At 34.0% G+C, this 25,254-nt stretch carries 29 protein-coding genes; 27 read left to right on the top strand and 2 right to left on the bottom strand.

The annotated features are described in order from the left end of the window. Window position 1 precedes the first annotated feature (1 nt). Genes rpe through spoVM form a run of 3 tightly spaced genes read left to right on the top strand, consistent with a single transcriptional unit; the run spans window position 2 to window position 1,436 of the window. Window positions 2-652, top strand: a complete 651-nt coding sequence (gene rpe / locus DFR57_RS08665) for a ribulose-phosphate 3-epimerase (protein WP_114352751.1) — start codon at window positions 2-4, stop codon at window positions 650-652. Between the two features lie 17 nt (window positions 653-669). Next, window positions 670-1,314, top strand: coding sequence for a thiamine diphosphokinase (locus tag DFR57_RS08660; protein WP_114352750.1), 645 nt, complete (start codon window positions 670-672; stop codon window positions 1,312-1,314). A gap of 20 nt (window positions 1,315-1,334) precedes the next feature. Then, complete coding sequence (gene spoVM, locus DFR57_RS18665; RefSeq protein ID WP_211315357.1) at window positions 1,335-1,436, top strand: stage V sporulation protein SpoVM; 102 nt, start codon at window positions 1,335-1,337, stop codon at window positions 1,434-1,436. An 87-nt stretch (window positions 1,437-1,523) separates the two neighbouring features. On the opposite strand, the gene rpmB is transcribed toward spoVM, so the two are convergent. After that, window positions 1,524-1,712: a 50S ribosomal protein L28 gene (rpmB, locus tag DFR57_RS08650; RefSeq protein WP_114352748.1), complete on the bottom strand. Its 189-nt coding sequence runs from the start codon at window positions 1,710-1,712 to the stop codon at window positions 1,524-1,526. A 277-nt stretch (window positions 1,713-1,989) separates the two neighbouring features. Between rpmB and DFR57_RS08645 the strand changes: the two genes are divergently transcribed. The 9 genes from DFR57_RS08645 to rnc all read left to right on the top strand — a co-directional run bounded on the left by DFR57_RS08645 (window position 1,990) and on the right by rnc (window position 10,835). After that, window positions 1,990-2,352: an Asp23/Gls24 family envelope stress response protein gene (locus DFR57_RS08645; protein WP_114352747.1), complete on the top strand. Its 363-nt coding sequence runs from the start codon at window positions 1,990-1,992 to the stop codon at window positions 2,350-2,352. Window positions 2,353-2,453: 101 nt separating this feature from the next. Then, entirely contained in the window at window positions 2,454-4,121 is a 1,668-nt protein-coding gene (locus tag DFR57_RS08640; protein ID WP_114352746.1) for a DAK2 domain-containing protein, read from the top strand. Between the two features lie 234 nt (window positions 4,122-4,355). Then, entirely contained in the window at window positions 4,356-6,389 is a 2,034-nt protein-coding gene (gene recG / locus DFR57_RS08635) for an ATP-dependent DNA helicase RecG (protein ID WP_114352834.1), read from the top strand. A 75-nt stretch (window positions 6,390-6,464) separates the two neighbouring features. After that, a complete protein-coding gene (gene fapR / locus DFR57_RS08630; RefSeq protein WP_114352745.1) occupies window positions 6,465-7,025 on the top strand; it encodes a transcription factor FapR in 561 nt (186 codons plus the stop codon). A 15-nt stretch (window positions 7,026-7,040) separates the two neighbouring features. Next, window positions 7,041-8,039 (top strand): phosphate acyltransferase PlsX, encoded by a 999-nt coding sequence (plsX, locus tag DFR57_RS08625; RefSeq protein ID WP_114352744.1) that lies wholly within the window; start codon window positions 7,041-7,043, stop codon window positions 8,037-8,039. Window positions 8,040-8,041: 2 nt separating this feature from the next. Further along, window positions 8,042-8,995: an ACP S-malonyltransferase gene (gene fabD, locus DFR57_RS08620; RefSeq protein WP_114352743.1), complete on the top strand. Its 954-nt coding sequence runs from the start codon at window positions 8,042-8,044 to the stop codon at window positions 8,993-8,995. Further along, the gene (gene fabG / locus DFR57_RS08615; RefSeq protein ID WP_114352742.1) at window positions 8,992-9,732 is read left to right on the top strand and encodes a 3-oxoacyl-[acyl-carrier-protein] reductase; all 741 of its coding nucleotides are present in this window, start codon (window positions 8,992-8,994) and stop codon (window positions 9,730-9,732) included. Before fabD ends, fabG begins: the two co-directional genes overlap by 4 nt. 41 nt (window positions 9,733-9,773) lie before the next feature. After that, entirely contained in the window at window positions 9,774-10,004 is a 231-nt protein-coding gene (gene acpP / locus DFR57_RS08610) for an acyl carrier protein (protein WP_114352741.1), read from the top strand. Window positions 10,005-10,148: 144 nt separating this feature from the next. Next, window positions 10,149-10,835 carry a ribonuclease III gene (rnc, locus tag DFR57_RS08605; RefSeq protein ID WP_114352740.1) on the top strand — a complete coding sequence of 229 codons (687 nt, stop codon included), beginning with the start codon at window positions 10,149-10,151 and terminating at the stop codon, window positions 10,833-10,835. A 39-nt stretch (window positions 10,836-10,874) separates the two neighbouring features. On the opposite strand, the gene DFR57_RS08600 is transcribed toward rnc, so the two are convergent. Continuing rightward, window positions 10,875-11,096, bottom strand: coding sequence for a DUF1128 domain-containing protein (locus DFR57_RS08600; RefSeq protein ID WP_114352739.1), 222 nt, complete (start codon window positions 11,094-11,096; stop codon window positions 10,875-10,877). Window positions 11,097-11,289: 193 nt separating this feature from the next. Here DFR57_RS08600 and smc point away from each other — a divergent pair, with 193 nt between their 5' ends. From smc to DFR57_RS08525, 15 genes are all read left to right on the top strand, one after another. Continuing rightward, the gene (smc, locus tag DFR57_RS08595) at window positions 11,290-14,856 is read left to right on the top strand and encodes a chromosome segregation protein SMC (protein WP_114352738.1); all 3,567 of its coding nucleotides are present in this window, start codon (window positions 11,290-11,292) and stop codon (window positions 14,854-14,856) included. Between the two features lie 21 nt (window positions 14,857-14,877). Then, the gene (gene ftsY / locus DFR57_RS08590; RefSeq protein WP_114352737.1) at window positions 14,878-15,879 is read left to right on the top strand and encodes a signal recognition particle-docking protein FtsY; all 1,002 of its coding nucleotides are present in this window, start codon (window positions 14,878-14,880) and stop codon (window positions 15,877-15,879) included. A 67-nt stretch (window positions 15,880-15,946) separates the two neighbouring features. Beyond that, the gene (locus tag DFR57_RS08585) at window positions 15,947-16,273 is read left to right on the top strand and encodes a putative DNA-binding protein (protein ID WP_114352736.1); all 327 of its coding nucleotides are present in this window, start codon (window positions 15,947-15,949) and stop codon (window positions 16,271-16,273) included. Window positions 16,274-16,285: 12 nt separating this feature from the next. Further along, complete coding sequence (gene ffh, locus DFR57_RS08580; protein WP_114352735.1) at window positions 16,286-17,638, top strand: signal recognition particle protein; 1,353 nt, start codon at window positions 16,286-16,288, stop codon at window positions 17,636-17,638. A gap of 78 nt (window positions 17,639-17,716) precedes the next feature. After that, entirely contained in the window at window positions 17,717-17,989 is a 273-nt protein-coding gene (gene rpsP, locus DFR57_RS08575) for a 30S ribosomal protein S16 (RefSeq protein ID WP_114352734.1), read from the top strand. 14 nt (window positions 17,990-18,003) lie between these two features. Continuing rightward, a complete protein-coding gene (locus DFR57_RS08570; RefSeq protein WP_114352733.1) occupies window positions 18,004-18,231 on the top strand; it encodes a KH domain-containing protein in 228 nt (75 codons plus the stop codon). A gap of 345 nt (window positions 18,232-18,576) precedes the next feature. Next, the gene (locus tag DFR57_RS08565) at window positions 18,577-18,969 is read left to right on the top strand and encodes a YlqD family protein (RefSeq protein WP_114352732.1); all 393 of its coding nucleotides are present in this window, start codon (window positions 18,577-18,579) and stop codon (window positions 18,967-18,969) included. Between the two features lie 11 nt (window positions 18,970-18,980). Next, window positions 18,981-19,493 (top strand): ribosome maturation factor RimM, encoded by a 513-nt coding sequence (rimM, locus tag DFR57_RS08560; RefSeq protein WP_114352731.1) that lies wholly within the window; start codon window positions 18,981-18,983, stop codon window positions 19,491-19,493. Further along, on the top strand, window positions 19,493-20,218 hold the full coding sequence (trmD, locus tag DFR57_RS08555) for a tRNA (guanosine(37)-N1)-methyltransferase TrmD (RefSeq protein WP_114352730.1): 726 nt from the start codon (window positions 19,493-19,495) through the stop codon (window positions 20,216-20,218). Before rimM ends, trmD begins: the two co-directional genes overlap by 1 nt. Before the next feature lie 134 nt (window positions 20,219-20,352). After that, complete coding sequence (gene rplS, locus DFR57_RS08550) at window positions 20,353-20,697, top strand: 50S ribosomal protein L19 (RefSeq protein WP_114352729.1); 345 nt, start codon at window positions 20,353-20,355, stop codon at window positions 20,695-20,697. Window positions 20,698-20,795: 98 nt separating this feature from the next. After that, window positions 20,796-21,353: a signal peptidase I gene (lepB, locus tag DFR57_RS08545; protein ID WP_114352728.1), complete on the top strand. Its 558-nt coding sequence runs from the start codon at window positions 20,796-20,798 to the stop codon at window positions 21,351-21,353. A gap of 22 nt (window positions 21,354-21,375) precedes the next feature. Continuing rightward, on the top strand, window positions 21,376-22,224 hold the full coding sequence (gene ylqF / locus DFR57_RS08540; RefSeq protein ID WP_114352727.1) for a ribosome biogenesis GTPase YlqF: 849 nt from the start codon (window positions 21,376-21,378) through the stop codon (window positions 22,222-22,224). A gap of 79 nt (window positions 22,225-22,303) precedes the next feature. Further along, window positions 22,304-23,068 carry a ribonuclease HII gene (locus DFR57_RS08535; protein ID WP_114352726.1) on the top strand — a complete coding sequence of 255 codons (765 nt, stop codon included), beginning with the start codon at window positions 22,304-22,306 and terminating at the stop codon, window positions 23,066-23,068. 59 nt (window positions 23,069-23,127) lie between these two features. After that, entirely contained in the window at window positions 23,128-24,918 is a 1,791-nt protein-coding gene (locus DFR57_RS08530; RefSeq protein WP_114352725.1) for a hypothetical protein, read from the top strand. Then, window positions 24,915-25,190, top strand: a complete 276-nt coding sequence (locus DFR57_RS08525; RefSeq protein ID WP_114352724.1) for an EscU/YscU/HrcU family type III secretion system export apparatus switch protein — start codon at window positions 24,915-24,917, stop codon at window positions 25,188-25,190. The genes DFR57_RS08530 and DFR57_RS08525 overlap by 4 nt, the downstream gene beginning before the upstream one ends. Window positions 25,191-25,254: the final 64 nt, after the last annotated feature.

Raw genomic sequence — 25,254 nt, 5'->3', positions numbered from 1 at the left:
TATGACAATGAAAATTGCACCTTCTATATTATCAGCAGATTTTTCTATATTAAAAGAGGAAATATCTGATGTAGCTGCTGGAGGAGCAGATTATATTCATGTAGACGTGATGGATGGTCACTTTGTTCCAAATATAACAATTGGACCTTTAGTGGTCTCTTCCATTCGTCCTATAACTGATTTGCCCTTAGATGTCCATTTAATGATTGAAGACCCTGATAAGTATATTAATGATTTTGCTGCAGCGGGAGCTAATATTATTTCAGTTCATGTGGAAGCATGCAGGCACCTCCATCGTACCTTGCACTCTATCAAAGAGCATGGAGTGAAAGCAGGAGTTGTTTTAAATCCAGCTACACCTGTTGAAGCAATTAAGCCTATTTTAAAGCATGTGGATCTTGTATTATTTATGACTGTAAATCCCGGATTTGGGGGCCAATCATTCATTCCAGAAGTACTGGATAAAGTAAAACAAGCGGTTATCTGGCGAAAAGAGCTGGAGCTAGATTTTGAGATTGAAGTTGATGGTGGTATAAATAGTGAGACTGCAAAGCTTTGTAAAGAAGCGGGTGTAGACGTTTTTGTTGCAGGAAGTGCAATATTTGACAATGAAGATCGTCATAAAGCGATTCAATCGATATATCAGGCATAAAGAAATGGGGGAAACTCGTGGTATCTGTAGGTATAGTGGCAGGTGGCCCTAAAGATTCTCTGCCTGAACTTTCTAAGTATAAAAAAGAAATAGATGTGTGGATTGGTGCAGATCAAGGGGCTAAGTATATTGTAGATAGCAATTTAACACTAGAAAAAGCCATTGGTGACTTTGACTCCCTAGATGAAGAAAGCCAAATAACCGTAAGAAAGCTTGCGGTAAGCTATGAACAGCATCCAAGAGAAAAGGATGCAACCGATTTTGAGTTAGCATTATTAGCCGCCATTGATTTAAAGCCAACAAAAATATTTTTATTTGGTGTAACTGGTGGACGAATGGATCATACATTAATAAATGTTCAACAATTATATAGGTTAAGGACGTTAGAAATAGAGGCATCTATAATCGATTACAATAATCATGTTACGCTATATTTTCCTGGAAAATACGAAATACAAATGGATGAAAATTTACCTTATATTTCTTTTATTCCTTTTTCTTCACCAATCCATGGTTTAACCCTTGATCATTTTTATTATCCACTTCAGAACAAGAGCGTTCATTGGTCGAATAGCTTATGTATTTCTAATCAACTGATTGGAAAAAAAGGTACTTTTTCTTTTGATGAAGGCATACTATTAGTTATAAAGAGTCGTGATTAAGTTTTGCATGATTTTGGCCAATGAAGGTGAGGTGGGGTGTAATGAAGTTTTATACAATAAAACTCCCGAGATTTTTGGGCGGATTCATTCGCGCTATAATTGGAGTTTGGAGAAAGGATTAATTTATTTATTAAGCTTACTTTGTATTATATGCATATTTGCAAAAAATAAAAAGGCACCTCTATAATGGGTGCCTTTTTTTGAATCAATTATACACGTTCTACTTTACCTGATTTTAATGCGCGAGCAGAAACATATACACGTTTAGGTTTGCCATCAACCATTATACGTACTTTTTGCACGTTAGCTTTAAACGTACGTTTATTTGCATTCAGCGCATGTGATCGATTATTTCCTGCACTTGTTTTACGACCAGTAATAACACATTTGCGTCCCATTAGTAATCCCTCCTACTTACATCTTTCACTTACATACTTATTTAATTTATCATAATCACCAGTTGATTGCAATTATTCTTTTTAGGTTAATAAGAGATTTAGAACAATATATTTTGTTCATTAAAGGTTAGAAAACACTTTAAGAGCGCTTTCTTTTAGAAATAAATTGCTTGACATAATAACGATAATCATCCATTGTATAATAGGATTCTTTTTATTTCTTTTATATTATAGTAAAATAGCTTTAAATGAATGGTTATATCAAGGAGGATTAAATATGTCCATTGAATTAAATACAAAAGAAGGTCACGTAACAATAACAAATGAAGTAGTAGCAACAGTTGCAGGTGGCGCAGCAATTGAATGTTACGGTATTGTTGGTATGGCTTCAAAAAAACAATTACGAGATGGAATCGCAGAAATATTGAGAAAAGAGAACTTCTCAAAAGGTGTTATTGTTCGTCAAGAGGATGATAATATCTTTATTGATATGTACATTATTGTTAGTTATGGCACAAAAATATCAGAAGTTGCGCATAATGTTCAATCACAGGTAAAGTATAATTTAGAAAAAACTTTAGGGTTAAAAATCTCTTCAGTTAATATCTATATTCAAGGTGTAAGAGTAGCTCAAGATTGAGCTACTATAAAACGATATGAAGTGTTATGAAAAATAAATTATTTATGTAGCAGAAAAGGTATCTTTACATCATGTAGTTGTTTAGAAGGAGGATATTTGAGGTGACTGTAAAATATATTGATGGGGAAGCTTTAGCGAAAATGGTCCTTACGGGAGCGCACCATTTGTCACATAATGCAGATAAGATTGATTCACTAAACGTTTTTCCTGTACCTGATGGGGACACGGGAACAAATATGAATTTATCGATGACATCTGGAGCAGCTGAAGTTAAAAATACAAATTCAGATAGTGTGTCTAATGTTGCAAATGCGTTTGCAAAAGGTCTTTTAATGGGAGCTCGAGGAAATTCAGGGGTAATTCTTTCGCAAATTTTTAGAGGTTTTTCTAAAGGTGTGGAAGGAAAAGAAACATTAACGCCTAAAGAATTTGCTATTGCACTTGAAGAAGGGGTGAAAACTGCGTATAAAGCGGTAATTAAACCTGTAGAAGGAACTATTTTAACTGTTGCTAAAGATACTGCTAAAGAAGCAGAGGGTTTTGCAAATGAAACAGATGATATCATTGAATTTTTAGAAAACGTTGTCAGCGCAAGTAAAAAGTCATTGAAAAATACACCTAATCTTCTTCCAGTATTAAAGGAAGTTGGCGTTGTTGATAGTGGTGGACAAGGACTTGTTGTTATTTATGAAGGTTTTTTGGCTTCACTTAAGGGTGAAGAATTACCTGAAGCAAGTGAGGACGAGAATTTAAATATTGATGATTTAGTTAGTCATGAACATCATAAGCTGGCGCAAGATTTTATGAATACCGAAGATATTGAGTTTGGTTATTGTACAGAGTTCATGGTTAAATTTGAAGAAGATAAATTAAAGGAAAACCCTTATGATGAAGAAAAATTCCGTAATGAATTAAGTGAACATGGAGATTCTTTATTAGTTGTTTCAGATGACGAGATCATGAAAGTTCACGTGCATGTGGAGTATCCAGGAGAAGTACTTAATTTAGGTCAACGATTTGGAAGTTTCTTATCTCTTAAAGTAGAAAATATGCGTGAACAGCACTCTGCATTATTGTCAGATAAAAAAGAAGAGAAATCTAAGGATTTACAAAATTTTGCTATTGTAACGGTTGCAATGGGTGATGGCGTGAAAAAATTGTTTGAAAGTCTTGGTGCTACTGTAGTAATTGAAGGTGGACAAACAATGAATCCAAGTACGCAAGATATTGCAACGGCAATAGAGAAAGCTCATGCCAAAAATGTTATTGTGTTACCAAATAATAAAAATATTATTATGGCCGCAGAACAAGCTTGTGATTTGGCTGATATAAATGCGGCTGTAGTTTCTACTAAATCCATTCCACAAGGTATGGCTGCGTTACTTGCTTTTCATCCAGATGAATCAATTGATACGAATAAAGAAAATATGCTTGAAGCAAGTAAAGGTGTTAAAACTGGTCAAATAACTTATGCAGTTCGTGATACCCAAATAGATGGAATGACCATTGAAAAAGAGAATTTTATGGGTATTGCTGATGGGAAAATTAAGGCAACTGCAAAAGATAAAATGGACGTTATAAAAGAATTAGTGGATCACCTAATTGATAAAGAATCTGATGAAATTGTAACGATTCTTTCCGGTGAAGACTCTAATCAAGATGAAGTAGATGCAATTATAGATTATATAGAAACAAATTATGAAGAGATAGAAGTAGAAACTCATAAAGGAAATCAACCGATCTACTCTTATATTTTTTCTGTAGAATAAAATCAAAAGTCTTATCTTTTAATAGATAAGGCTTTTTTTCTACATCTGACAGCGACATATATTTTAAAAATCATATATCACTGATTGGAATTATTATTGTCAAACAAATAAATAAGACTTACTTAAAAAGATAGCTGCAATTGAGCATTTTCTAATAGTTAAATGGTTTCAATGTATGATAAGAAATAGGTTATAATGGAGTAGAAGATAAATTAGGATGAAAGTGTGATTTTTTTGATAGATGAATCCATTACTACACTTACTGGTATAGGGGATAAAACAAAACAACAGCTCAATGTTTTAGGAATAGATACTATTCTTGATGTTTGTTATTACTTTCCAAATCGGTACGATCATTACGAACAAAAAGCGTTACAAGAATTAGGACAAAATGAAAAAGTTACGATTAGTGGTACGATTATCGGTCAGCCAAATCTAACTTTTTATGGAAAAAAGAAATCTAGGTTGCTACTACATCTTCAAGTAGAAGGAATTACTGTCAAAGGGATTATATTTAACAGACCTTATGCTAAAAAGCATTTTGAAGAAGGTCAGACAGTTACGTTAAGTGGGAAATGGGATCAACATCGATTGCAAATTACGATAGATCAATATCAACAAGGGACAATTCAAAATAATAGTCCTATTACTCCTATCTACCCTTTAAAAGGAGAAGTAAAGAATATTCAACTTGTTAAGTTAATTCAGCGAGTGTTAGATACATATAGTATAGAATTAGAGGAATTTTTACCAGAAGAATATTTAATTAATTATAAACTACCACCACTTAGAGAAGCGATAATAGAAATGCACCAACCAAGTTCTTTTCAAGCTTTAAAACATGCAAAGAGAAGGTTTATCTATGAAGAGTTTTTATTATTTCAATTAAAAATGCAATTTTTTAGAAAGCGTAATAGAGAAGCCTTGAGTGGAAATGAAGTAGTTTATGAGGAAGAAAAAGTAAAAGCTTTTGAACGTCAGCTACCTTTTATATTAACTGATGCTCAAAAAAAATCTTTAGCTGAAATATTAGCGGATATGCGATCTCCCTTTCGAATGAATCGATTATTACAAGGGGATGTAGGATCTGGTAAAACTGTAGTAGCAGCAATAAGCTTATATGCAGCAATCACAGCGAATAAACAGGTAGCTTTTATGGTTCCAACAGAAATTTTAGCAGAACAACATTTACATTCACTAAAAGAGTGGTTTAAGGACAATATAAAAATACGATTATTAACAGGTTCAGTGAAAGGTAAAAAAAGGAAAGAATTATATGAAAGTATTCAAAATGGGGAAGTCGATGTAGTAATTGGAACACATGCTTTAATTCAAGGTGATGTCCATTTTAAAAATTTAGGTTTTGTTATTATAGATGAACAGCACAGATTTGGTGTAAATCAACGAAATGTTCTCAGAGATAAAGGAATCTTAGCGGACGTCTTATTTATGACTGCAACACCAATACCAAGAACGCTTTCAATAACAGCTTATGGAGACATGGATGTTTCGAAAATAAATCAAATGCCAAGTGGCAGAAAAACAATTGAAACATATTGGGTAAAACACAACATGTTTGCAAGAGTAGTTGATTTCATAAAAAAAGAAGTAGCAAGTGGCCATCAAGCCTATGTGATTTGTCCTTTGATTGAAGAATCAGAGAATTTGGATTATCAAAATGCGATTGATTTATTTACTGAGCTAACACAATTACTAGCTCCAAATATTCAAGTAGGCTTAATGCACGGCAGACTTCCTAGCGAAGAAAAGGATGAAGTTATGGAGCATTTTTCCTCCAATAAAATTCAAGTGCTTGTTTCCACCACAGTAATTGAAGTTGGAGTAAATGTCCCTAATGCCACTCTTATGATTATTAACGATGCGGAAAGATTTGGTTTATCACAATTGCATCAGCTTAGAGGCAGAGTTGGTAGAGGAGATATCCAGAGTTATTGTATTTTACTAGCTGATCCTAAAGGAGAGGTTGGTAAGGAAAGAATGCGGATTATGACAGAGACTAACGATGGGTTTTTATTATCTGAAAAAGACTTGGAATTAAGAGGACCGGGTGATTTATTCGGAAATAAACAAAGTGGTTTGCCGGATTTTAAAGTTGGAGATATTATTCATGATCATCGCGCATTAGAAACTGCTAGACAGGATGCAATTGATATAGTATATCAAAATAAGTGGAAAACGGAAGCTTATATACCGCTAGTAAATAAAATTACATCCGATACTAAAATTTTAAAAGATTTATTAAATTAACGATACTTGCAATATGAATCATGGTATAATATATTACTGTTAGTACCTAGTCATAAAATGAACGGTGGAATGGACATGAAAAGAACAAAAAGAGAAAGACAGTTGCTTTTACAAGAAACCATCGAACAAACACCATTTATCACCGATGAAGCTCTAGCAAATAAATTTGGTGTTAGTATACAAACCATTCGTTTAGACCGAATGGAATTGTCGATACCAGAATTAAGAGAAAGAATTAAAACAGTAGCAACTACACATTGGAATGAAACAGTTAAAGCTTTACCAATAGAGGAAGTAATTGGAGAAATAATAGACCTTGAATTAGATCAACGCGCAATTTCAATTTTAGATATTGGAGAAGAGCATGTATTTTCAAGGAATAAAATTGCTAGAGGACATCATATATTTGCACAAGCAAATTCACTAGCAGTTGCAGTAATCGATGATGAACTTGCTCTCACCACAAATGCTGAAATAAAATTCACACGACAAGTAGTCGAAGGAGAGCGTGTGATAGCAAAAGCAAGAGTAGTCGGTACAGATATAAATGCAAGGACGCTTGTAGAAGTTCATAGTTATGTCGACAATGACAGTGTCTTCACTGGTGTATTCGAAATGTTTCGCTCCAAAAAATAAAAAGGAGGCTGCGAGATGAGAATTGTAATAGATGCTATGGGTGGAGATCATGCGCCAAAAGAAATTGTTTTAGGTGCTCAAGCAGCAATTAAAGATTTTAAAGATTTATCCATCACTTTAGTCGGTAATGAAGAAGACATAAAAAAACACCTAACTAATTCTGAACGAATTGAGATTATTCATACAACTGAAAAAATAACTTCAGAAGATGAGCCTGTAAAAGCTGTTAGAAAGAAAAAAAATGCTTCACTAGTATTAATGGCGAACGAGGTTAAAGAGAACAAAGCAGATGCTTGTATTTCAGCAGGAAATACAGGTGCACTTATGAGCGCTGGTTTATTTATAGTAGGTCGCATTAAAGGAATTGAACGGCCAGCTCTTAGTCCAACATTACCTACAAAAGATGGTAAAGGCTTTTTATTATTAGATGTTGGTGCAAATGTTGATGCAAAAGCACAACATTTAGCTCAATATGCATTAATGGGTTCCATTTACGCTGAAAAGGTTCGTGGTATAACTTCACCTAAAGTGGGGCTTTTAAATGTGGGCACTGAGGCTGGAAAAGGGAATGACCTTACCAAAAAAGCTTATGAAAAAATGGAAGAACTACCGATTAATTTTATTGGAAATGTTGAGGCTAGATCTTTACTAGAGGGCGGTTGTGACGTAGTCGTAACAGATGGTTTTAGTGGAAATATAGCACTTAAAACGGTGGAAGGTACTGCTTTAACCTTGTTTTCCATGATGAAAAATAAATTTATGACGAATACCAAGACAAAGATAGCAGCACTGCTTGCAAAAAAAGAACTTAAAGGTTTAAAGGATGAATTAGATTATTCAGAATATGGTGGTGCAGGATTATTTGGTCTAAAATCACCTGTAATTAAAGCGCATGGTTCTTCTGATCAACGAGCAATTTACAGTGCAATTAAGCAAGCGATGCAAATGGTGGAATTAAATGTTACTGGAAAAATTGAAGAAGCTGTAACTGCACTTCCAAAAGAGGAGGCGTAATTATGAAAAAAGTTGCATTTATTTATCCAGGACAAGGCTCACAATCGATAGGAATGGGCCAGGATATTGTAAAAAATTACCCATTAGCAAGAGATATGTTCAGAAAGGCAGATGATCTGTTAGGTGTAGATTTAAGTGAATTTATGTTTCAAGGGCCAGAAGAGTCGTTAACACATACAGTTCATGCACAGCCTGCACTTCTATTGGTTAGTAGTGCTATTACAGAGATTCTAAAACAAGAAAACATTCTTCCAAACGTTACTGCAGGGCATAGCTTAGGAGAGTATAGTGCTCTAGTGGCAGCAAAGGCAATATCGTTTGAAGATGCTATTAAACTTGTACATAAGCGCGGTCAGTTGATGGAAGAGGCATTCCCTAAAGGGAAAGGTAAAATGGCTGCAGTATTAGGCTTACAGAAAGATCAATTAGAAGAAGCTCTTGCTGGAATTCGAGAAAAAAATGGTGAAATTGTAGAGCTTGCAAATATAAATTGCCCAGGCCAGATCGTTATCTCTGGTACATCTGAAGGAATAGAGCTTGCAATTAATAAATTAAAAGAAGCTGGTGCAAAACGTGTTCTTCCTTTAAATGTAAGTGGACCGTTCCATTCTAGTTTAATGAAACCAGCTGCATCTAAATTGGATAATGAACTTTCTAATGTAGAAATTAATGATGCGCATGTACCTATATTTGCAAATGTAACAGCAGCAAAAGTAAAAAGTGCTGATTCAATTAAGGATTTATTAGTGGAACAATTATATTCACCTGTTAGATTCGAAGAAATAATTGAAGCACTGGTGGAAGAAGAGTTAGATGCAATCGTTGAGGTTGGTAGTGGTAAGGTATTAAGTGGTTTAGTGAAAAAAATAGACAGAAAGCAAAAGACTTTTCAGCTACAAGATAAAGCGTCGATTGACTCATTTGTCGAGTGGTATAAGGAGGGGGAAGAAATATGATAAAAGATAAAGTTGCTCTAGTTACTGGTGCATCTCGAGGAATCGGTAGAGAAATTGCATTAACATTTGCTAGAAATGGTGCTAAAGTAGTCGTTAATTATGCAGGTAGTGAAGAAAAAGCACAGCAAGTAGTTGATGAAATTAACGAATTGGGCTCAGAGGCATTTAAAGTAAAGGCAGATGTAAGTAATGAAGCAGATGTAAAAGCGATGATTAAAGAAGTAATAAACGAATTTGGTCAGCTTGATATTTTAGTGAATAATGCTGGGATCACTAAAGATAATCTTTTAATGCGGATGAGTGAAAGTGACTTTGATGATGTAATCGACACAAATTTAAAAGGTGTATTTTTGTGTACAAAAGGTGTAACAAGACAAATGATGAAACAAAAATCCGGTAGAATTATTAATGTTTCTTCTATTGTTGGTGTTAGCGGGAACGCAGGTCAAGCTAATTATGTTGCAGCAAAAGCAGGAGTAATCGGTTTGACTAAAACCACTGCAAAAGAATTTGCATCAAGAAATATACTGGTCAATGCAATAGCACCTGGTTTTATTGAGACAGATATGACAGATAAATTAAATGAGGAACAAAAAGAGCAAATGTTATCCATTATTCCTTTGAGTAAACTTGGTAAAACAGAAGAAGTAGCAAATGTTGCTCTATTTTTAGCTTCCGATTTATCTACCTATATTACCGGACAAACTATACAAGTAGACGGTGGTATGGTAATGTAATGTCAGATAAAATATGATGATTGAAAGGGGGTGAAGGCGCAATGGCAGAAACATTTGATCGCGTTAAACAAATCGTTATTGATAGACTTGATGTAGAAGAATCTAAAGTAACTTTAGAGGCTTCTTTTAAGGATGATTTAGAAGCAGATTCATTAGATGTAGTTGAACTTGTTATGGAACTTGAAGATGAGTTTGATATGGAAATTGCTGATGAGGATGCAGAAAAAATTGCAACAGTAGGTGATGCTGTGAATTACATAGACAGCAAATAATAAACCGTGGAAAGTCTCGTGAATTACGAGACTTTCCATATATTCTTTTTTATTATATCCGACACTTAAACTCTTAACAAAAATTTGTTTGGATATAAAAGAATGATAAAAATTCTAATAGCGTGTAATGGTAGGTGAATGAAAATGGCTGATTTTATAGCGTTAGAAAGGGATTTATCCATTAATTTTGATGATAAAGGCTTACTAAAGCAAGCGTTTACACATTCATCTTATGTGAATGAGCATCGCAAGAGAAGTTTACTTGATAATGAGCGGTTAGAATTTTTAGGAGACGCAGTACTTGAGCTGGGTATTTCGCAATATTTATTCAGAGAATATACAGATATGGCTGAAGGAGAATTGACTAAGCTTCGGGCATCGATTGTTTGCGAGCCTTCTTTAGTCGATTTTGCAACAGATTTAGGCTTTGGAACTTACATTTTGCTAGGTAAAGGCGAAGAAATGACAGGTGGTAGAAATAGACCTGCTTTACTTGCAGATGTATTTGAAGCATTTATTGGTGCGTTATATTTAGATCAAGGCTATGAGGTTGTTATCTCATTTCTAGAATCATTTGTTTATCCGAAAATTACAACCGGTGCTTTTTCGCATACGATGGATTATAAAAGTCAATTACAAGAATTCGTTCAACAACAAAAACATCATGCCGTAGAATATCAAATTGTAGATGAAAAAGGCCCTGCGCATGATCGTGAATTTGTAGCAAATGTTTTTATTAATGGGGAAACAATTGGTAAAGGAATTGGAAGAACTAAAAAAGAGGCTGAGCAAAGAGCTGCAAAAGAAGCGATAGACAAGCTAGATAATTAGAAAAAGACTTGGATAGACCAAGTCTTTTTCTGTATCTTATTATTTTCTATAATTCTTTAATTCCTCAATAAAGGCTTGAGTTTCTGATACACTTAAACTACCTTTTTGCTCAATCATTTGATATAAAGATTTTAATTCATCATAATTATCTAAATTATAATCATCAGGATCCATAATAGAACGATTAACTACTTGCAATCTCTCCGCCATTTCATTAATAATAAAACTTAAATTTTCTTGGTTTGCTTCTTCTAAATTCATCAGTACACTCCTCGTTTATTTTTTGTTTAAGTATTTAGTTTTTCTTAAGCTGATTTGTAAGATACTATCGTTTCTTAATCCTACTTTCTCTTGTTCCTATCTTTATGATAAAATAAATAGGTTGAAGAATACATTATTTATTATGCATGAACATTGATTATAATGCATCTTTTATTATTTAGGAGTATGTGACATGTTTTTAAAACAATTAGACACAATGGGCTTTAAATCATTTGCCGAAAGAATAAGTGTAGATTTTGTTCCAGGAGTAACCGTAGTCGTAGGACCAAATGGCAGCGGGAAAAGTAATATAACTGATGCGCTTCGATGGGTCTTAGGTGAACAATCTGCTAAATCTCTTCGTGGAGCAAAGATGGAAGATATTATTTTTCAAGGCAGTGATTCAAGAAAAGCTTTAAATATTGCAGAAGTTACCATAACATTGGATAATACCGACCACCGCTTACCGATTGATTACGAAGAAGTGAGTGTTACAAGAAGAGCTTATCGTTCAGGAGAAAGTGAGTTTTTAATCAATAAACAGCCTTGTCGGTTAAAGGATATTACAGATTTATTTTTAGACTCTGGTCTTGGACGGGAAGCTTTTTCTATTATTAGTCAAGGTAAAGTAGAAGAAATTCTGAGTTCCAAATCAGAAGAACGCAGAACTATATTTGAAGAAGCGGCAGGAGTTTTAAAATATAAAAACAGAAAAAAGAAAGCAGAATATAAACTAGCTGAAACCCAAGAAAATCTCAATCGTGTAGAAGATATAATCTATGAAATTGAAAACCAGCTGGAACCATTAAGAGACCAAGCATCTACGGCAAAAGAATATGTCGTTCAAAAAGAACGGTTAACGGAAACTGAGATTTCCTTACTTATTGCTGAAATAGAAGAAATACATGAAAATTGGAAGACGAATTCAAAAGCTCTTGAAAAGATGCAGGAAGAGTTATTAGAAACAAAGGTTTTTATTCAAAAGCAAGAGGCTGGAGTAGAAAAAGAACGACAAGATATTCAAGAAATTGATCAGCGCTTATCATCTCTTCAAGATACTCTTTTAGCACAAACAAAAGAATTGGAAAGTCTAGAAGGAAATAAAAAGCTTGTTATTGAAAGACTTCAACATTTCCATGAAAACAAAGAAAAACTTAATCGAGATTTAGATGAATTGGCAAATAAAAAAGAAATTCAAGAAAATTATTTAACTACTGAACAAAAAAAGCTTGAAAATTTAAAGCAAGAAAGACAACAATTTAAAAATTCTATCAAAAAAACTAAGTCCGTATTAGAGGGAATGTCTGTTAATTTAGAAGAAAAGATTGAAACATTAAAGAGTGAATATATAGAGCTTTTAAATGATCAGGCTGCAAAAAGAAATGAAAAAAAGTCAATTGCACAACAATTGGACCAAATGAAAGGAAAAAAAACCAACACCTCCTCTAAATTAGATAAGCTATTAGAAGATAAAGAAAAGTTAACGATAGAAGCAGAAAGAATAAATGAAAATAATGTCTTCATAAGTGAAAAAGTAGAGAGCTTAACAGCTTCGTTGGAAAATTTAGAAAAAGAAGTTCAAACTTTTAAAGTTGAATATAATCAAAACCAAGATAAGTTATATAAAGGTTATCAAATTCTTGATAAATTTAAATCAAAAAAAGATTTTCTAAACGAAATGAAAGAAGATTTTCAAGGTTTTTTCCAAGGAGTTAAAGCAGTATTAAAGGCTCGAGAAAATAATACGTTAAGTGGTATTAATGGAGCTGTGATTGAACTTATTTCGATTGAGCAACCCTATGTATCTGCATTAGAAACAGCTCTTGGTGGACAAGCACAGCATGTGATAACAGAGGATGATAAATCAGCAAGAAGTGCTATTAGTTGGTTGAAAAAAACCAATAATGGAAGAGCGACTTTCCTGCCGATTTCTTCTATGCAATCAAGAAGAATTCCATCAGGAGTTATGACGAAATTGACTGGGGAATCGGGTTATGTGGGAATGGCTGCCGATTTAGTTAGTTATGATCCACAGATTAGCAGGGTAATTGAATCGCTACTAGGAAATGTTATAGTAGCTAACTCATTGAAAGAAGCTACTTATTTAGCTCAAAAAGTTCAACGGAAATATCGAGTCGTTACTTTAGAAGGCGATATTGTGAACCCAGGTGGATCTATGACAGGTGGAGCTAAAAAACAAACAAACCAGTCTTTATTCTCTCGTGAAAGTGAATTAAAAGAAATATCATCCAAAGTTACTAGTTATGAAGAAAAGATTATGAAATTTGAAAAAGAAGTGAACAATCAAAAAGTGGCTTTGGTGGACAAAGAAGAAAAACTCGAGGAATTCGCTTTAGAGCTTCAGCAACTAGAAAAAGAAAAACAGCAATCTCTTGCTGAGAAAAGAGAAAAAGCACTGGAGCTACAATATTTACAGGAACAACTTAATTTATATGATCAGGATCACCTTCAATTTCAGAGTGAACGAACGACTCTTTTTAATCGACAGCAACAAGTAGAAGAGGATTTAAAAAAGCTTTCACCTCAATTACAATCGATTGAAGAGGAAATAAATAGCCTATCTTCCAAGCAAAATGAAACATTGGATCAATCAAAGAACATCCAAGAAAAATTAAATCAACAACAAATTCGTTTTGCTGAGCTAGAAACGGAATATAGAAATCAACAAGAAAAAGTCTCGAGTATAAAAAATGAGTTAGCCTATATAAATGAATCAATGAATACAAAGAATAATGAAATCACACAACTTATAGAATTTCGTGAAAAGCAGGACCAGGAGCATAAGCTTAATCAAGAGATCTCTACAAAAAGAGAAGAGAAAGATATAACAGTTGCGGAGATAGAAGCTCAAAGAAAAGAAAAATCCACTCGTTTGGACCACACAAAAGAACTGGAAAATATTTTAAAACAGCATCAACTAAAATACAATAAAGCATTGAATGAAAATCAAGAGATTGAAGTAAAGGTTACAAGGTTAGATGTAGCTCTGGAAAATTGCCTATCTAAGTTAGAAGGTGAATATGAAATAAGTTATGAAAGAGCAAAAGATACCTATGAAAAATCTACCGATATCAATGCTTCAAGAGAAAAGGTAAAATTGATTAAAAAAACCATGACTGAACTTGGTGAAGTTAATTTAGGTGCTATTGAAGAATGCGAAAGAATTGAACAACGCTATGAATTCTTATCTGTGCAACAAAAGGATTTAGTAGATGCTAAAGAAACACTCTATGCAGTAATAAGAGAAATGGATAGTGAAATGGAGTATCGATTTAGTGAAACATTTAATCGCATTAAAGATGAATTTACGATTGTTTTTAGGAAGTTATTTGGTGGTGGGAAAGCAGAATTAGTTTTAACAGATCCAAACGAACTGTTAGAAACTGGTGTAGAAATCGTTGCGCAACCGCCAGGTAAAAAATTACAACATCTTGGTTTATTATCAGGTGGAGAAAGAGCATTAACAGCAATAGCATTACTTTTTGCTATTTTAAAAGTAAGACCAGTTCCTTTTTGTGTACTAGATGAAGTGGAAGCGGCACTTGATGAAGCAAATGTTGCCAGATTTGCTAGTTACTTAAAGGATTATAGTAAAGAAACACAATTTATCGTTATCACGCATCGAAAAGGTACAATGGAGGAAGCAGATGTTCTTTATGGCGTAACGATGCAAGAATCAGGTGTAAGTCGATTAGTTTCTGTTAAACTAGAAGAAACCGAATCATTAGTAGAAAGTTAATCAGAAGTGAGGGTATGAATCATGAGTTTTTTAAAAAAATTAAAGGATAAATTTCAATCAACGGAACAACAAGAAGAAGTTTCAGATAAATACAAGGACGGTTTATCAAAAACCAGACAATCTTTTTCAAGTCGAATAAACGATCTTGTTGCACGTTATCGAACAGTAGATGAAGATTTTTTTGAAGATTTAGAAGAGGTATTAATCTCTGCAGACGTTGGTGTCAACACAGTAATGGATTTAATTGATGAATTAAAAATGGAAGTGAAACGCCAAAATATTAAAGATACAAGCGAAATGAAAGATGTTATTTCAGAAAAACTGGTTGATATCTATTACGGGGATGACGCTGTAACAAGCTCCAGTATAAATTTTCAATCGGATGATTTAACCATTATTCTTTTTGTAGGAGTTAATGGAGTTGGGAAGACTACAACAATTGGAAAGTTAGCTTATCAGCTTAAGCAAAGTGGAAAACACGTGGTCATGGCTGCTGGCGATACTTTTCGCGCAGGAGCGATTGAGCAATTAGAAGAGTGGGGAAAGCGTGTAGATGTAGAAGTCGTCAAACAAAGTGCTGGTAGTGATCCTGCTGCCGTAATTTATGATGGCATTCGTGCAGCAAAGTCGCGTAAAGCGGATGTATTACTTTGCGATACTGCAGGCAGATTACAAAACAAAGTAAATCTTATGAATGAACTTTCTAAAGTAAAGCGAGTGATTGAACGCGAAGTACCTGGCGCGCCTCATGAGGTTTTACTGGTACTAGATGCAACTACAGGCCAAAATGCAATGAGCCAAGCAAAAACATTTTCAGAAGCGACAGATGTTTCAGGCATTGTTTTATCTAAACTGGATGGAACTGCAAAGGGTGGTATTGTCCTTGCAATTCGTAATGAATTACAGATTCCAGTGAAATTCGTGGGTCTTGGTGAAAAAGTTACAGATTTAGAGACATTTGATGCCCAGGCTTTTGTGTATGGATTATTTGCAGATATGCTTCAAGATGATCCAGAAGAATAACTTGACAGTATTAATTTGTTGCGTTAGTTTTTATTTGTAAAGGTTTTTTACTTAACGAGGTGGAGAAATGCTCGAAAAAACAACACGTATTAATTTTTTGTACGATTTTTATCAATCCCTTTTAACAGATAAGCAAAGAAATTATATGGAAATGTATTATCTTGAGGATCTGTCATTAGGTGAAATCGCTGAAACTTTTGAGGTTTCAAGACAAGCGGTTTATGATAATATACACAGGACAGAAAAGATGCTTGAAGATTATGAGGCTAAACTAGAGCTATTTCGTAAATTTGTTACTAGAAGACAAATTATTGAGCAATTAGAAAAGGACATGGATAATTTGGGTAATGAAAAATTAAAAAACGATTTAAGAATGTTAAAAGAATTAGAATAGGAGGCGTGTAATATGGCGTTTGAAGGTTTAGCCGACCGCCTACAAAATACCATTCAAAAGATTAAAGGTAAAGGTAAGGTCACAGAGCAAGATGTAAAAGAAATGACTAGAGAGGTTCGCTTAGCTCTATTAGAAGCAGATGTTAATTTTAAAGTAGTGAAAGATTTTGTTAAGAAGGTTAAAGAAAGAGCCGTTGGTCAGGAAGTAATGGATAGCTTAACTCCTGGGCAGCAAGTGATCAAAGTAGTAAAGGAAGAATTAACTGCTTTAATGGGTGGAGATCAAAGTAAGATTGCTGTTTCTGATAGGCCGCCAACTGTTATTATGATGGTCGGTTTACAAGGTGCTGGTAAAACGACTACCACAGGTAAGCTTGCTAATTTATTACGTAAAAAGCATAATCGAAAGCCGTTATTAGTGGCTGCTGATATATATCGACCAGCTGCTATTAATCAATTAGAAACCTTAGGGAAGCAACTTAGTATGCCAGTTTTTAGTATGGGAACCGAAGTCAATCCGGTTGATATCGCTAAAAAAGGTGTAGAACAAGCCAAAGAGAACCATGACGAATATGTTATTATTGATACTGCTGGTAGGTTGCATGTGGACACAGATTTAATGGATGAGTTAGCTCAGATTAAAGATGCGGTTAAGCCAGATGAAATCTTTCTAGTAGTTGATTCTATGACAGGTCAAGATGCGGTGAATGTTGCTGAAAACTTTAATGATCAATTAGATATTTCTGGAGTAATATTGACAAAGCTTGATGGCGACACCCGAGGTGGTGCGGCGCTTTCCATTAAAGCAGTAACGGATAAACCAATTAAATTCGCTGGTACGGGTGAGAAACTAGACGAAATTGAAGCCTTTCATCCAGAGAGGATGGCGTCCCGAATTTTAGGGATGGGTGACGTGCTATCTTTAATCGAAAAAGCACAAGAAAATGTTGATGAGAAAAAAGCAAAAGAATTAGAGCAAAAAATGAGGTCAGCATCATTTACTTTTGACGATTTCTTAGATCAAATGGGGCAAGTCAGGAACATGGGACCGCTTGATGATTTAATCGGTATGATGCCTGGAGCGAACAAAATGAAGGGCATGAAAAATTTAGAAATTGATGAGAAGCAAATTAATCATGTGGAAGCAATTATACAATCAATGACCGCTAAAGAAAGACAGGATCCTAGTTTAATGAACGCAAGCAGAAAAAAAAGGATTGCTAAAGGTGCGGGACGTCCTGTATCTGAAGTGAATCGTTTATTAAAACAGTTTGAAGAAATGAAAAAAATGATGAAGCAAATGACAAATATGCAACAAGGAAAGAAAGGCAAAAAAGGAAAAGGTTTAAATTTTCCTTTCATGTAATGTAAAAACACTTTACAGACTATCAAAGTTCTGATAAAATCTAAACTTGTGTAAAACATTTTTATGGAGGTGCAAGAAATGGCAGTAAAAATTCGCCTAAAAAGAATGGGATCTAAAAGAAATCCATTCTATCGTGTAGTTGTAGCAGATTCACGTTCACCACGTGATGGACGTATTATTGAACAAATTGGCACATACAATCCGGTAGTTAACCCGGTTGAAGTGAAGTTAGATGAAGATAAAGCTTTAGACTGGATGACTAAAGGTGCAAAACCAAGTGATACAGTTCGCAATTTGTTTTCTAACGAAGGAATCATGAAAAAGTTCCACGATCAGAAAAATTCTAAGTAAAGTAGAGTGATATCGTGAAAGCTTTAATTGAAAATATTGTAGTCCCTTTAGTCGATTATCCAGAAGCAATTCATGTAACAGAAAAGGAAGAAGAGAATAAAATTGTCTACCACCTTGAAGTACATGCAGATGATGTTGGAAAGGTTATCGGTAAAAATGGACGTATTGCAAAAGCAGTGCGGACAGTTGTTTATGCAGCTGGGATGAAATCAAATAAGCGTATATATTTAGATATCATGTAGAGGAAAGGGAAACCTTTCCTTTTTCTATGGAGAAAAATAAGTTTTTTATCACTATGTTTGTAACCTGTCTAGATCCGCACCAATTTTTTCATAGATAAACACAGCCTCTAATGTGTATTTTGAAATTGCGGTAGAAGCGAAATATTTTAATAAATAAAATTTTATTTTTTATTAGATTTCTCCTTCTGAAGTTAATACCAAAAGAAAATGTTTTAAAAATATTTAAATAATGCTATTCTTTAATGTAAGATTTGCTCTTATTAGCTAAAATTATCTTTGTAGAGATATCATGTGTGCGTGATTATTTAAAAAAAATATCTTTTTTGCAAGAGAGGATGATTTCCTATGCAAATAATTCAGAAAGTGCAGATTAAAAAGATTTTAACCGATAATAGTAGAGAACAATTAAGGGAAGAGTATGAACAATCCATTCGTCAATATGAAAATGAAAGTCAGCAGCTTCTTTTTGAACAGAAAAAATTAGAACATCGCACAAATTCCACTTCAAAAAAGCAAGAGATAACGGATCGTTTTCAAAAAGAAATTTCAAATCGAGATGATCACATTAATTGGTACCGATATAAAATTCAACAACTAGACTCATTGCCTGTAGGAAGTGAAATACCTGCTGGTGAGGTAGATGCACTAGTAGAGGTCGAAGAAGGAATGAAGTGGGAGCAAATAAAACAAAATAGTTCAATTACAATTGAAGATGGTGTTGTCGTAAAATTAAACTAGTAGGTGAAATAATGCAAGAATACTTAAATGTTGGAAAAATTGTAAATACACATGGAATTAAAGGTGAAGTGAAAATTGTCAGAATTACTGATTTTGATGAGAGATTCGAGCTTAATCAACAGCTTTTTATTGAGGATGAAGCTAAGAAAATGATTCCTGTAGAAATTGATGGACATCGCACACATAAACAATTTGAATTACTTCATTTTAAAGGTTACGACAATATAAATGATGTAGAAAAGTTTAAGGGTGCATTATTAAAAGTCGATAAAAAGCAGCTTGAGCCACTTGAAAATGGAGAATTTTATTATCATGAAATTATTGATTGTGACGTTTATACCCTTGAGGGTGAATTTTTAGGTAAAGTTACGGAAATATTAGCACCTGGAGCTAATGATGTCTGGGTAGTTAAAAGACAAGGCAAAAAAGATGTATTAATACCTTATATCCCGCAGATTGTTAAAGATGTAAAAATAGCTGAAAAGAAAATAACGATCGAGGTAATGGAAGGATTGTTAGATTGATGCAAATTGATATTCTAACCTTATTTCCTGATATGTTTAACGGAGTTTTTCAATCTTCTATTTTAAATAAAGCTGCACAATCTGGTTATTTTTCTTATAACTTCATAAACTTTCGTGATTTCACTGAAAATAAACATAATAAAGTAGATGATTATCCTTATGGCGGTGGAGCGGGAATGGTTTTAATGCCACAGCCAATCTTTGATGCAGTAGACTCTATAACTAATGCTAATGAAAAGAAAGCACGTGTTATTTTGCTATGTCCTCAAGGAGAACCATATACACAAAAAAAAGCTGAAGAATTAGCTTTAGAAGATCATCTTATTTTCATTTGCGGTCATTATGAAGGTTATGATGAAAGAATACGCCAAGAGCTAGTAACAGACGAAATTTCTATTGGAGATTATGTCTTAACTGGAGGAGAATTAGGGGCGATGGTTATTGTTGATAGTGTTGTCCGTTTACTTCCTGGCGTATTAGGTAACGATGCCTCTGCCAAAGAAGATTCATTTTCCAGTGGGTTATTAGAGCATCCTCACTACACCAGACCTGCTGACTTTAGAGGTAGCAAGGTGCCGGATGTTTTACTCTCTGGCAACCATGCAAATATAGAAGCGTGGAGAAAAAAAGAGTCACTTAAAAGAACTTATACAAGACGGCCAGATTTATTAGAAGATAAGAAACTATCAGAGATAGAAAAAAAGTGGATTGATTCTTGGGATTAACTCAATTTAATGTTGAATTGAGATAGTGTTTATGGTATATTATTAGTTGTGCTTAAGTGTCGACTTAGGCCTTATAAACGATGTTCCGCTTTCTAATACAGTTATGAGCATTGGTTTGGAAGGAGTTGTTAGTTATGCAAAAATTAATCCAAGAGATTACAAAAGATCAATTGCGTACAGATTTACCTGATTTTCGCCCTGGTGACACGGTGAAAGTTGACGTAAAAGTTGTCGAAGGTACTCGCGAGCGTATCCAGTTGTTTGAAGGTGTAGTTATTAAACGCCAAAACGGTGGAATTAGCGAAACTTTTACAGTACGTAAGATTTCTTATGGCGTTGGTGTTGAGCGTACATTCCCTGTACATTCACCTCGTATCGATAAGATTCAAGTAACTAGACGCGGTAAAGTACGTCGTGCTAAGTTATATTACTTACGTAGCCTTCGTGGTAAAGCTGCTAGAATTAAAGAAATTCGTTAATGAAAAGTGTCAAAGGAGCTTGCTTAGTCAGGCTCCTTTTTCTTCTATATAAATATAAATAAAAAACTAATAATAACTGTTTTTAGAAGGGAAATACCATGACTTTTAAAAAGAATGATTGGATGGATTGGTTAAAAACGATCATTATAGCATTATTCATTGCTTTTATTGTCCGTGTATTTATTTTCGTGCCTATCGTAGTAGATGGACCATCCATGCTACCTACATTGCATAGTGGAGATCAGATGATTGTAAATAAATTATCCCAGTCATTAACTAATCCAGATAGATTTGATGTGATTGTCTTTCATGCTACTTTAAAAAGAGATTATATAAAAAGAATAATTGGGTTACCTGGGGAAACAGTAAGATATGAAAATGACCAATTGTTTATAAACGAAGAGCCGATAAAAGAACCATTTATAAAAGAAGCAAAAAAGAATTACACGCAGAACAATTCGTATACGAGCGATTTTACAATGGATGATATTCTAGGTGGGTATGAAACTATACCTGAAGGATATTATTTGGTATTGGGTGATAACCGCCGAGATTCAACGGATAGTAGACATTTAGGTTTCATTAGTGAGGATCAAATGGTTGGCAAAGCTTCTGTATTATATTGGCCATTAAATCGTATAAAAATAATAGATTAGTGGAAAAAGCAGGTGAATAATAATGGCAATTCAGTGGTTTCCGGGTCACATGGCAAAAGCAAGAAGACAAGTTCAAGAAAAGTTAAAATTAGTTGATTTCGTAATTGAGTTAGTGGATGCTCGTGCACCTTTTTCTTCACAAAATCCAATGTTACATCAAATTCTCAATAATAAACCTAAATTAGTAGTATTAATGAAATCTGATTTAGCTGATCCGCTGAAAACAAATCAATGGTTAAGTCACTTTAAAGAACAGGGCTTAAAAGCTATTGCTGTGGATGTGAAAAATAATAAAGACATCAAGCAAGTAATTAAATCAGCAAATGAAGTCGCAAAGGATAAAATGGATAGGTTAATAAGGAAAGGAGTAAGACCGCGTGCGCCTAGAGCAATGATTATAGGGATCCCAAATGTCGGTAAATCCACTTTGATAAATAAGCTAGCTTCTAAAAAGGTTGCAAAAACTGGTGATCGTCCGGGTGTAACTACAGCACAACAATGGATAAAAGTAAAAAAAGATTTCGAACTATTAGATACTCCTGGGATATTGTGGCCGAAGTTCAATGAAGAAATTATTGGCTATCGATTAGCAGCAATTGGTACGATTAAAGATCAAATATTATCGTTACAAGATATTGCGATTTTTGCTTTGGAATTTTTGAAAGAGAATTATCCTGAAAGGTTGGTAGAGAGATACCAACTGGATAAGACGGAAAAAGATATGGAAAAAATCTTCGAAACCATTGGAAGGTTAAGAGGAACCTTAGAATCTGGTGGCGGAGTTAAAAACGAAAAGGTAGCTGAAATTGTTCTGCAGGATTTAAGACAAGGAAGATTAGGTCCAATCACTTTAGAAGATCCAAATAGTTAGAATTAGACATTCGCATGCCGGGTGTCTTTATTTTTATCTGTTTTAACCGATATAAGTAAGGAAACGAGGTAGAAATTAATTGAGTAAACTTTCTATAGCTAAAATAAAAGAAATACTAGAGATTAATGAAGTAACAGAGGAAGAAATTAATAACTTAAAATTAGATGACAGAAAAGGTGTGCAACAACTACTTGCACAATATGAAAAAAAGCAACATCAGTTAGCTCTGCAAAAAGAAAAAGCAGATGAAATGATGCGATATGAAAGAGCATATTATACCAACAATGTAGGATTTATTGCTGGTGTGGACGAAGTAGGTAGAGGGCCGTTAGCAGGTCCGGTAGTAGCTGCTGCTGTAATTTTACCCGAAAATTTTTCTTTGCTTGGAATAAATGATTCGAAACAATTAAGTAAAACAAAGCGTGAATTGTTTTTTAAACTTATTCAAGAACAAGCGATTAGCATTGGTGTTGGTATCATAGACAATAACACGATAGATGAGATGAATATTTATCAGGCTACTAAAAAAGCGATGTATGAGGCTATAAGTAAATTAACTCCACCACCTAATCATGTGCTTATTGATGCTATGCCTCTAGAACAACTAAATTGTTCTTATGAAGCAATAATTAAAGGCGACCAAATGAGTACCTCAATAGCATCGGCGAGTATTATTGCAAAAGTCACAAGAGATCAAATCATGGAAGAATATCACAATATGTATCCTGCTTATAGATTTGATTCTAATAGTGGTTATGGTACCAATGTACATATCGAAGCATTAAAGAACAATGGTAGTTCACCGATTCATCGAAAAAGTTTTTTGAAGAATATCTTGATTTAAATTAATTAGAAAATACTTTAAACGAAAAAATAGCGCTAAGTACACGAGGAGGTATTGGGATGAATGTAAATCATTTGTCGGGTTTATTAAAGTCAGATCGAGCTATTCAACCAACAACTACAAATTTAAAGGCTGGACAAATGATTTCAGGTCGAGTGCAAGAGCTTTACCCTAATAATCGAGCATTGATTTCTATAGGTAATCAACAGATCGTTGCCCAACTCGAAACTTCTTTATCTGCTAAGCAATCTTATTTGTTTCAAGTATTGTCTACTGGTGACATAACCAAATTAAAAGTATTAACGGAGCAAACAGGTGGCAATAACGCGCAGTTAGAGGCTATGTTAAAACAATTAGGTATAAATGTACCAAAAGAAGCTAGAAGCTTTATACAATCATTAATTAATCAAAATATTGCATTTACCCCGAATCAATCTAAAGAAATGCTCAGTTTATTACAACAATATGGAAATTCGAATGAAACCAAGGCTCAAATCATGGAAATGATGTCGAAGGGTTTACCTATTACAAGGGAAGTCTTTAATAGTCTAACATCTCTAAAAGAAGGTCAGCTAGGTGATAAACTTCAAATGGTAGCTAACAGTCTAAGCACTTCTTCTGCTTCAACTTCTGTCGAGCAGCTGCTTCGTGAACGTCTAGCTCCATTTCTCACCAATTCTAATAATACAATGTTAAATGTAATGCAAAAAATGAATAATAATCAACCAACAGAGTTATTTACTTTATTTCAAAAAGCTGCGTTAATCCCGCCAAACATGAGTCAAGCGGAATTTACATCTAGTATACGACGTGGCTTAACTCAAACAAATGGAGCCCTGCCTTTTAATACTACTCCTGAAAGAGTAATGGAAGCTTTGAGTAACTTAGCAGAAAAACAAAATGTGCTGCTTAAAGATTCACAATTAAATAATGTTATCAACCGATTAAGTACTAACATCAATCAACCGGAAAGAATAAATGAATGGAAACAATTCATAATCCAAATGAATATAGATACAAAAGTAAAACCAATGTTGAGTCAAAATGAAAATGCTCAACTTACTAATTGGATTCAGAACAAGACTTCTACAGTAACAGAAAATCAGCAAATCATAAATATGTTAACGAACTTACAGCAAAAACAGACAACGCCTGTTGAAAGTGGAATGATGAGAGCATTAATTTTAGCTAATGATCAACAGACCCTACAGGCTCCCTTTCCAGTAAAACACCAATTTTTAGCATTATTAAAAGAATTTATACAAGTAAGTGGTCTGAATGATGAAGTTATACTAGCTACCCCTTCTAAAGAAACTCCTCAGCCTACTGAATTCTCTATGAAACAATTATTAATGCAAGGCATGGCGCAGAGTAGTGAGGTTGGAAATGATAGAATGATGCAGCTGTTAAGTACGTTGACAGGCATGCAATTGCAAAATATACAGGCTGAGATGAACAATCCTAACTTACAATTAGTTATTCCAGGAGAAAAATTAGGACTTCCAAATGATATGTTTATGGAGTTTGAAGGATACAAAAAGAATGAAAATGGAGAAATTGATGCGGATTATTGTAAAATATTATTTCATTTGGAATTATCCAATATTGGTGAAACTGTTATTCAGATGGCAGTACAAAACCGAGTGGTGAATATCGCCATTTACAATAACGCTATTGAAGAGCTAGGTTTAGAGGAAAGTAATAAAGCTCTTTTAAAGACAGCTTTGTCTAATTTAGACTATCATCTATCATCTGTTTCGTTTAAAAAAATAAATGAAGAGGAAACACTTCCTCAAAAGAATAAAGTCTCCCATGAAAATTTCTCAGAAGGGTTTGATTTTCGCGTATGAGTGAAGAATTTTATAAAAAGCGTGCAGCAGCTCTTCGCTATGATCAAAATAAAGATCATTCTCCACGCGTTACAGCTGTTGGAAAAGGTTACGTGGCAGAAGAAATTATTAATCGAGCCAAAGAAAATAATGTACCTATACAAGAGGATCCATCATTGGTAGCTCTTTTATCAACACTGAATATTAATGAAACAATACCTGAAGAATTATATCAGGCAGTAGCAGAGGTTTTTGCTTATGTCTATCAAATTGATAAAAAAGCAAAAAAATAATGATAGTCATTTGTGGACAAGTGCTACTGTGTTTTATACAATGAATTTGCAGTGATTAATTGAT

It is taken from the genome of Saliterribacillus persicus, assembly GCF_003337485.1.
In the GTDB taxonomy this organism is placed as follows: Bacteria; Bacillota; Bacilli; order Bacillales; family Amphibacillaceae; genus Saliterribacillus; species Saliterribacillus persicus.
This window is presented reverse-complemented; position numbering and strand designations above follow the sequence as displayed.

Bases quoted from the DNA above. Each gene is read 5' to 3' on its own strand.
- rpe (WP_114352751.1), top strand. From the start codon at position 2: ATGACAATGAAAATTGCACCTTCTATATTATCAGCAGATTTTTCTATA.
- spoVM (WP_211315357.1), top strand. From the start codon at position 1,335: ATGAAGGTGAGGTGGGGTGTAATGAAGTTTTATACAATAAAACTCCCG.
- rpmB (WP_114352748.1), bottom strand. From the start codon at position 1,712: ATGGGACGCAAATGTGTTATTACTGGTCGTAAAACAAGTGCAGGAAAT.
- DFR57_RS08645 (WP_114352747.1), top strand. From the start codon at position 1,990: ATGTCCATTGAATTAAATACAAAAGAAGGTCACGTAACAATAACAAAT.
- fapR (WP_114352745.1), top strand. From the start codon at position 6,465: ATGAAAAGAACAAAAAGAGAAAGACAGTTGCTTTTACAAGAAACCATC.
- plsX (WP_114352744.1), top strand. From the start codon at position 7,041: ATGAGAATTGTAATAGATGCTATGGGTGGAGATCATGCGCCAAAAGAA.
- fabD (WP_114352743.1), top strand. From the start codon at position 8,042: ATGAAAAAAGTTGCATTTATTTATCCAGGACAAGGCTCACAATCGATA.
- fabG (WP_114352742.1), top strand. From the start codon at position 8,992: ATGATAAAAGATAAAGTTGCTCTAGTTACTGGTGCATCTCGAGGAATC.
- acpP (WP_114352741.1), top strand. From the start codon at position 9,774: ATGGCAGAAACATTTGATCGCGTTAAACAAATCGTTATTGATAGACTT.
- rnc (WP_114352740.1), top strand. From the start codon at position 10,149: ATGGCTGATTTTATAGCGTTAGAAAGGGATTTATCCATTAATTTTGAT.
- DFR57_RS08600 (WP_114352739.1), bottom strand. From the start codon at position 11,096: ATGAATTTAGAAGAAGCAAACCAAGAAAATTTAAGTTTTATTATTAAT.
- smc (WP_114352738.1), top strand. From the start codon at position 11,290: ATGTTTTTAAAACAATTAGACACAATGGGCTTTAAATCATTTGCCGAA.
- ftsY (WP_114352737.1), top strand. From the start codon at position 14,878: ATGAGTTTTTTAAAAAAATTAAAGGATAAATTTCAATCAACGGAACAA.
- DFR57_RS08585 (WP_114352736.1), top strand. From the start codon at position 15,947: ATGCTCGAAAAAACAACACGTATTAATTTTTTGTACGATTTTTATCAA.
- ffh (WP_114352735.1), top strand. From the start codon at position 16,286: ATGGCGTTTGAAGGTTTAGCCGACCGCCTACAAAATACCATTCAAAAG.
- rpsP (WP_114352734.1), top strand. From the start codon at position 17,717: ATGGCAGTAAAAATTCGCCTAAAAAGAATGGGATCTAAAAGAAATCCA.
- DFR57_RS08565 (WP_114352732.1), top strand. From the start codon at position 18,577: ATGCAAATAATTCAGAAAGTGCAGATTAAAAAGATTTTAACCGATAAT.
- rimM (WP_114352731.1), top strand. From the start codon at position 18,981: ATGCAAGAATACTTAAATGTTGGAAAAATTGTAAATACACATGGAATT.
- trmD (WP_114352730.1), top strand. From the start codon at position 19,493: ATGCAAATTGATATTCTAACCTTATTTCCTGATATGTTTAACGGAGTT.
- rplS (WP_114352729.1), top strand. From the start codon at position 20,353: ATGCAAAAATTAATCCAAGAGATTACAAAAGATCAATTGCGTACAGAT.
- lepB (WP_114352728.1), top strand. From the start codon at position 20,796: ATGACTTTTAAAAAGAATGATTGGATGGATTGGTTAAAAACGATCATT.
- ylqF (WP_114352727.1), top strand. From the start codon at position 21,376: ATGGCAATTCAGTGGTTTCCGGGTCACATGGCAAAAGCAAGAAGACAA.
- DFR57_RS08530 (WP_114352725.1), top strand. From the start codon at position 23,128: ATGAATGTAAATCATTTGTCGGGTTTATTAAAGTCAGATCGAGCTATT.
- DFR57_RS08525 (WP_114352724.1), top strand. From the start codon at position 24,915: ATGAGTGAAGAATTTTATAAAAAGCGTGCAGCAGCTCTTCGCTATGAT.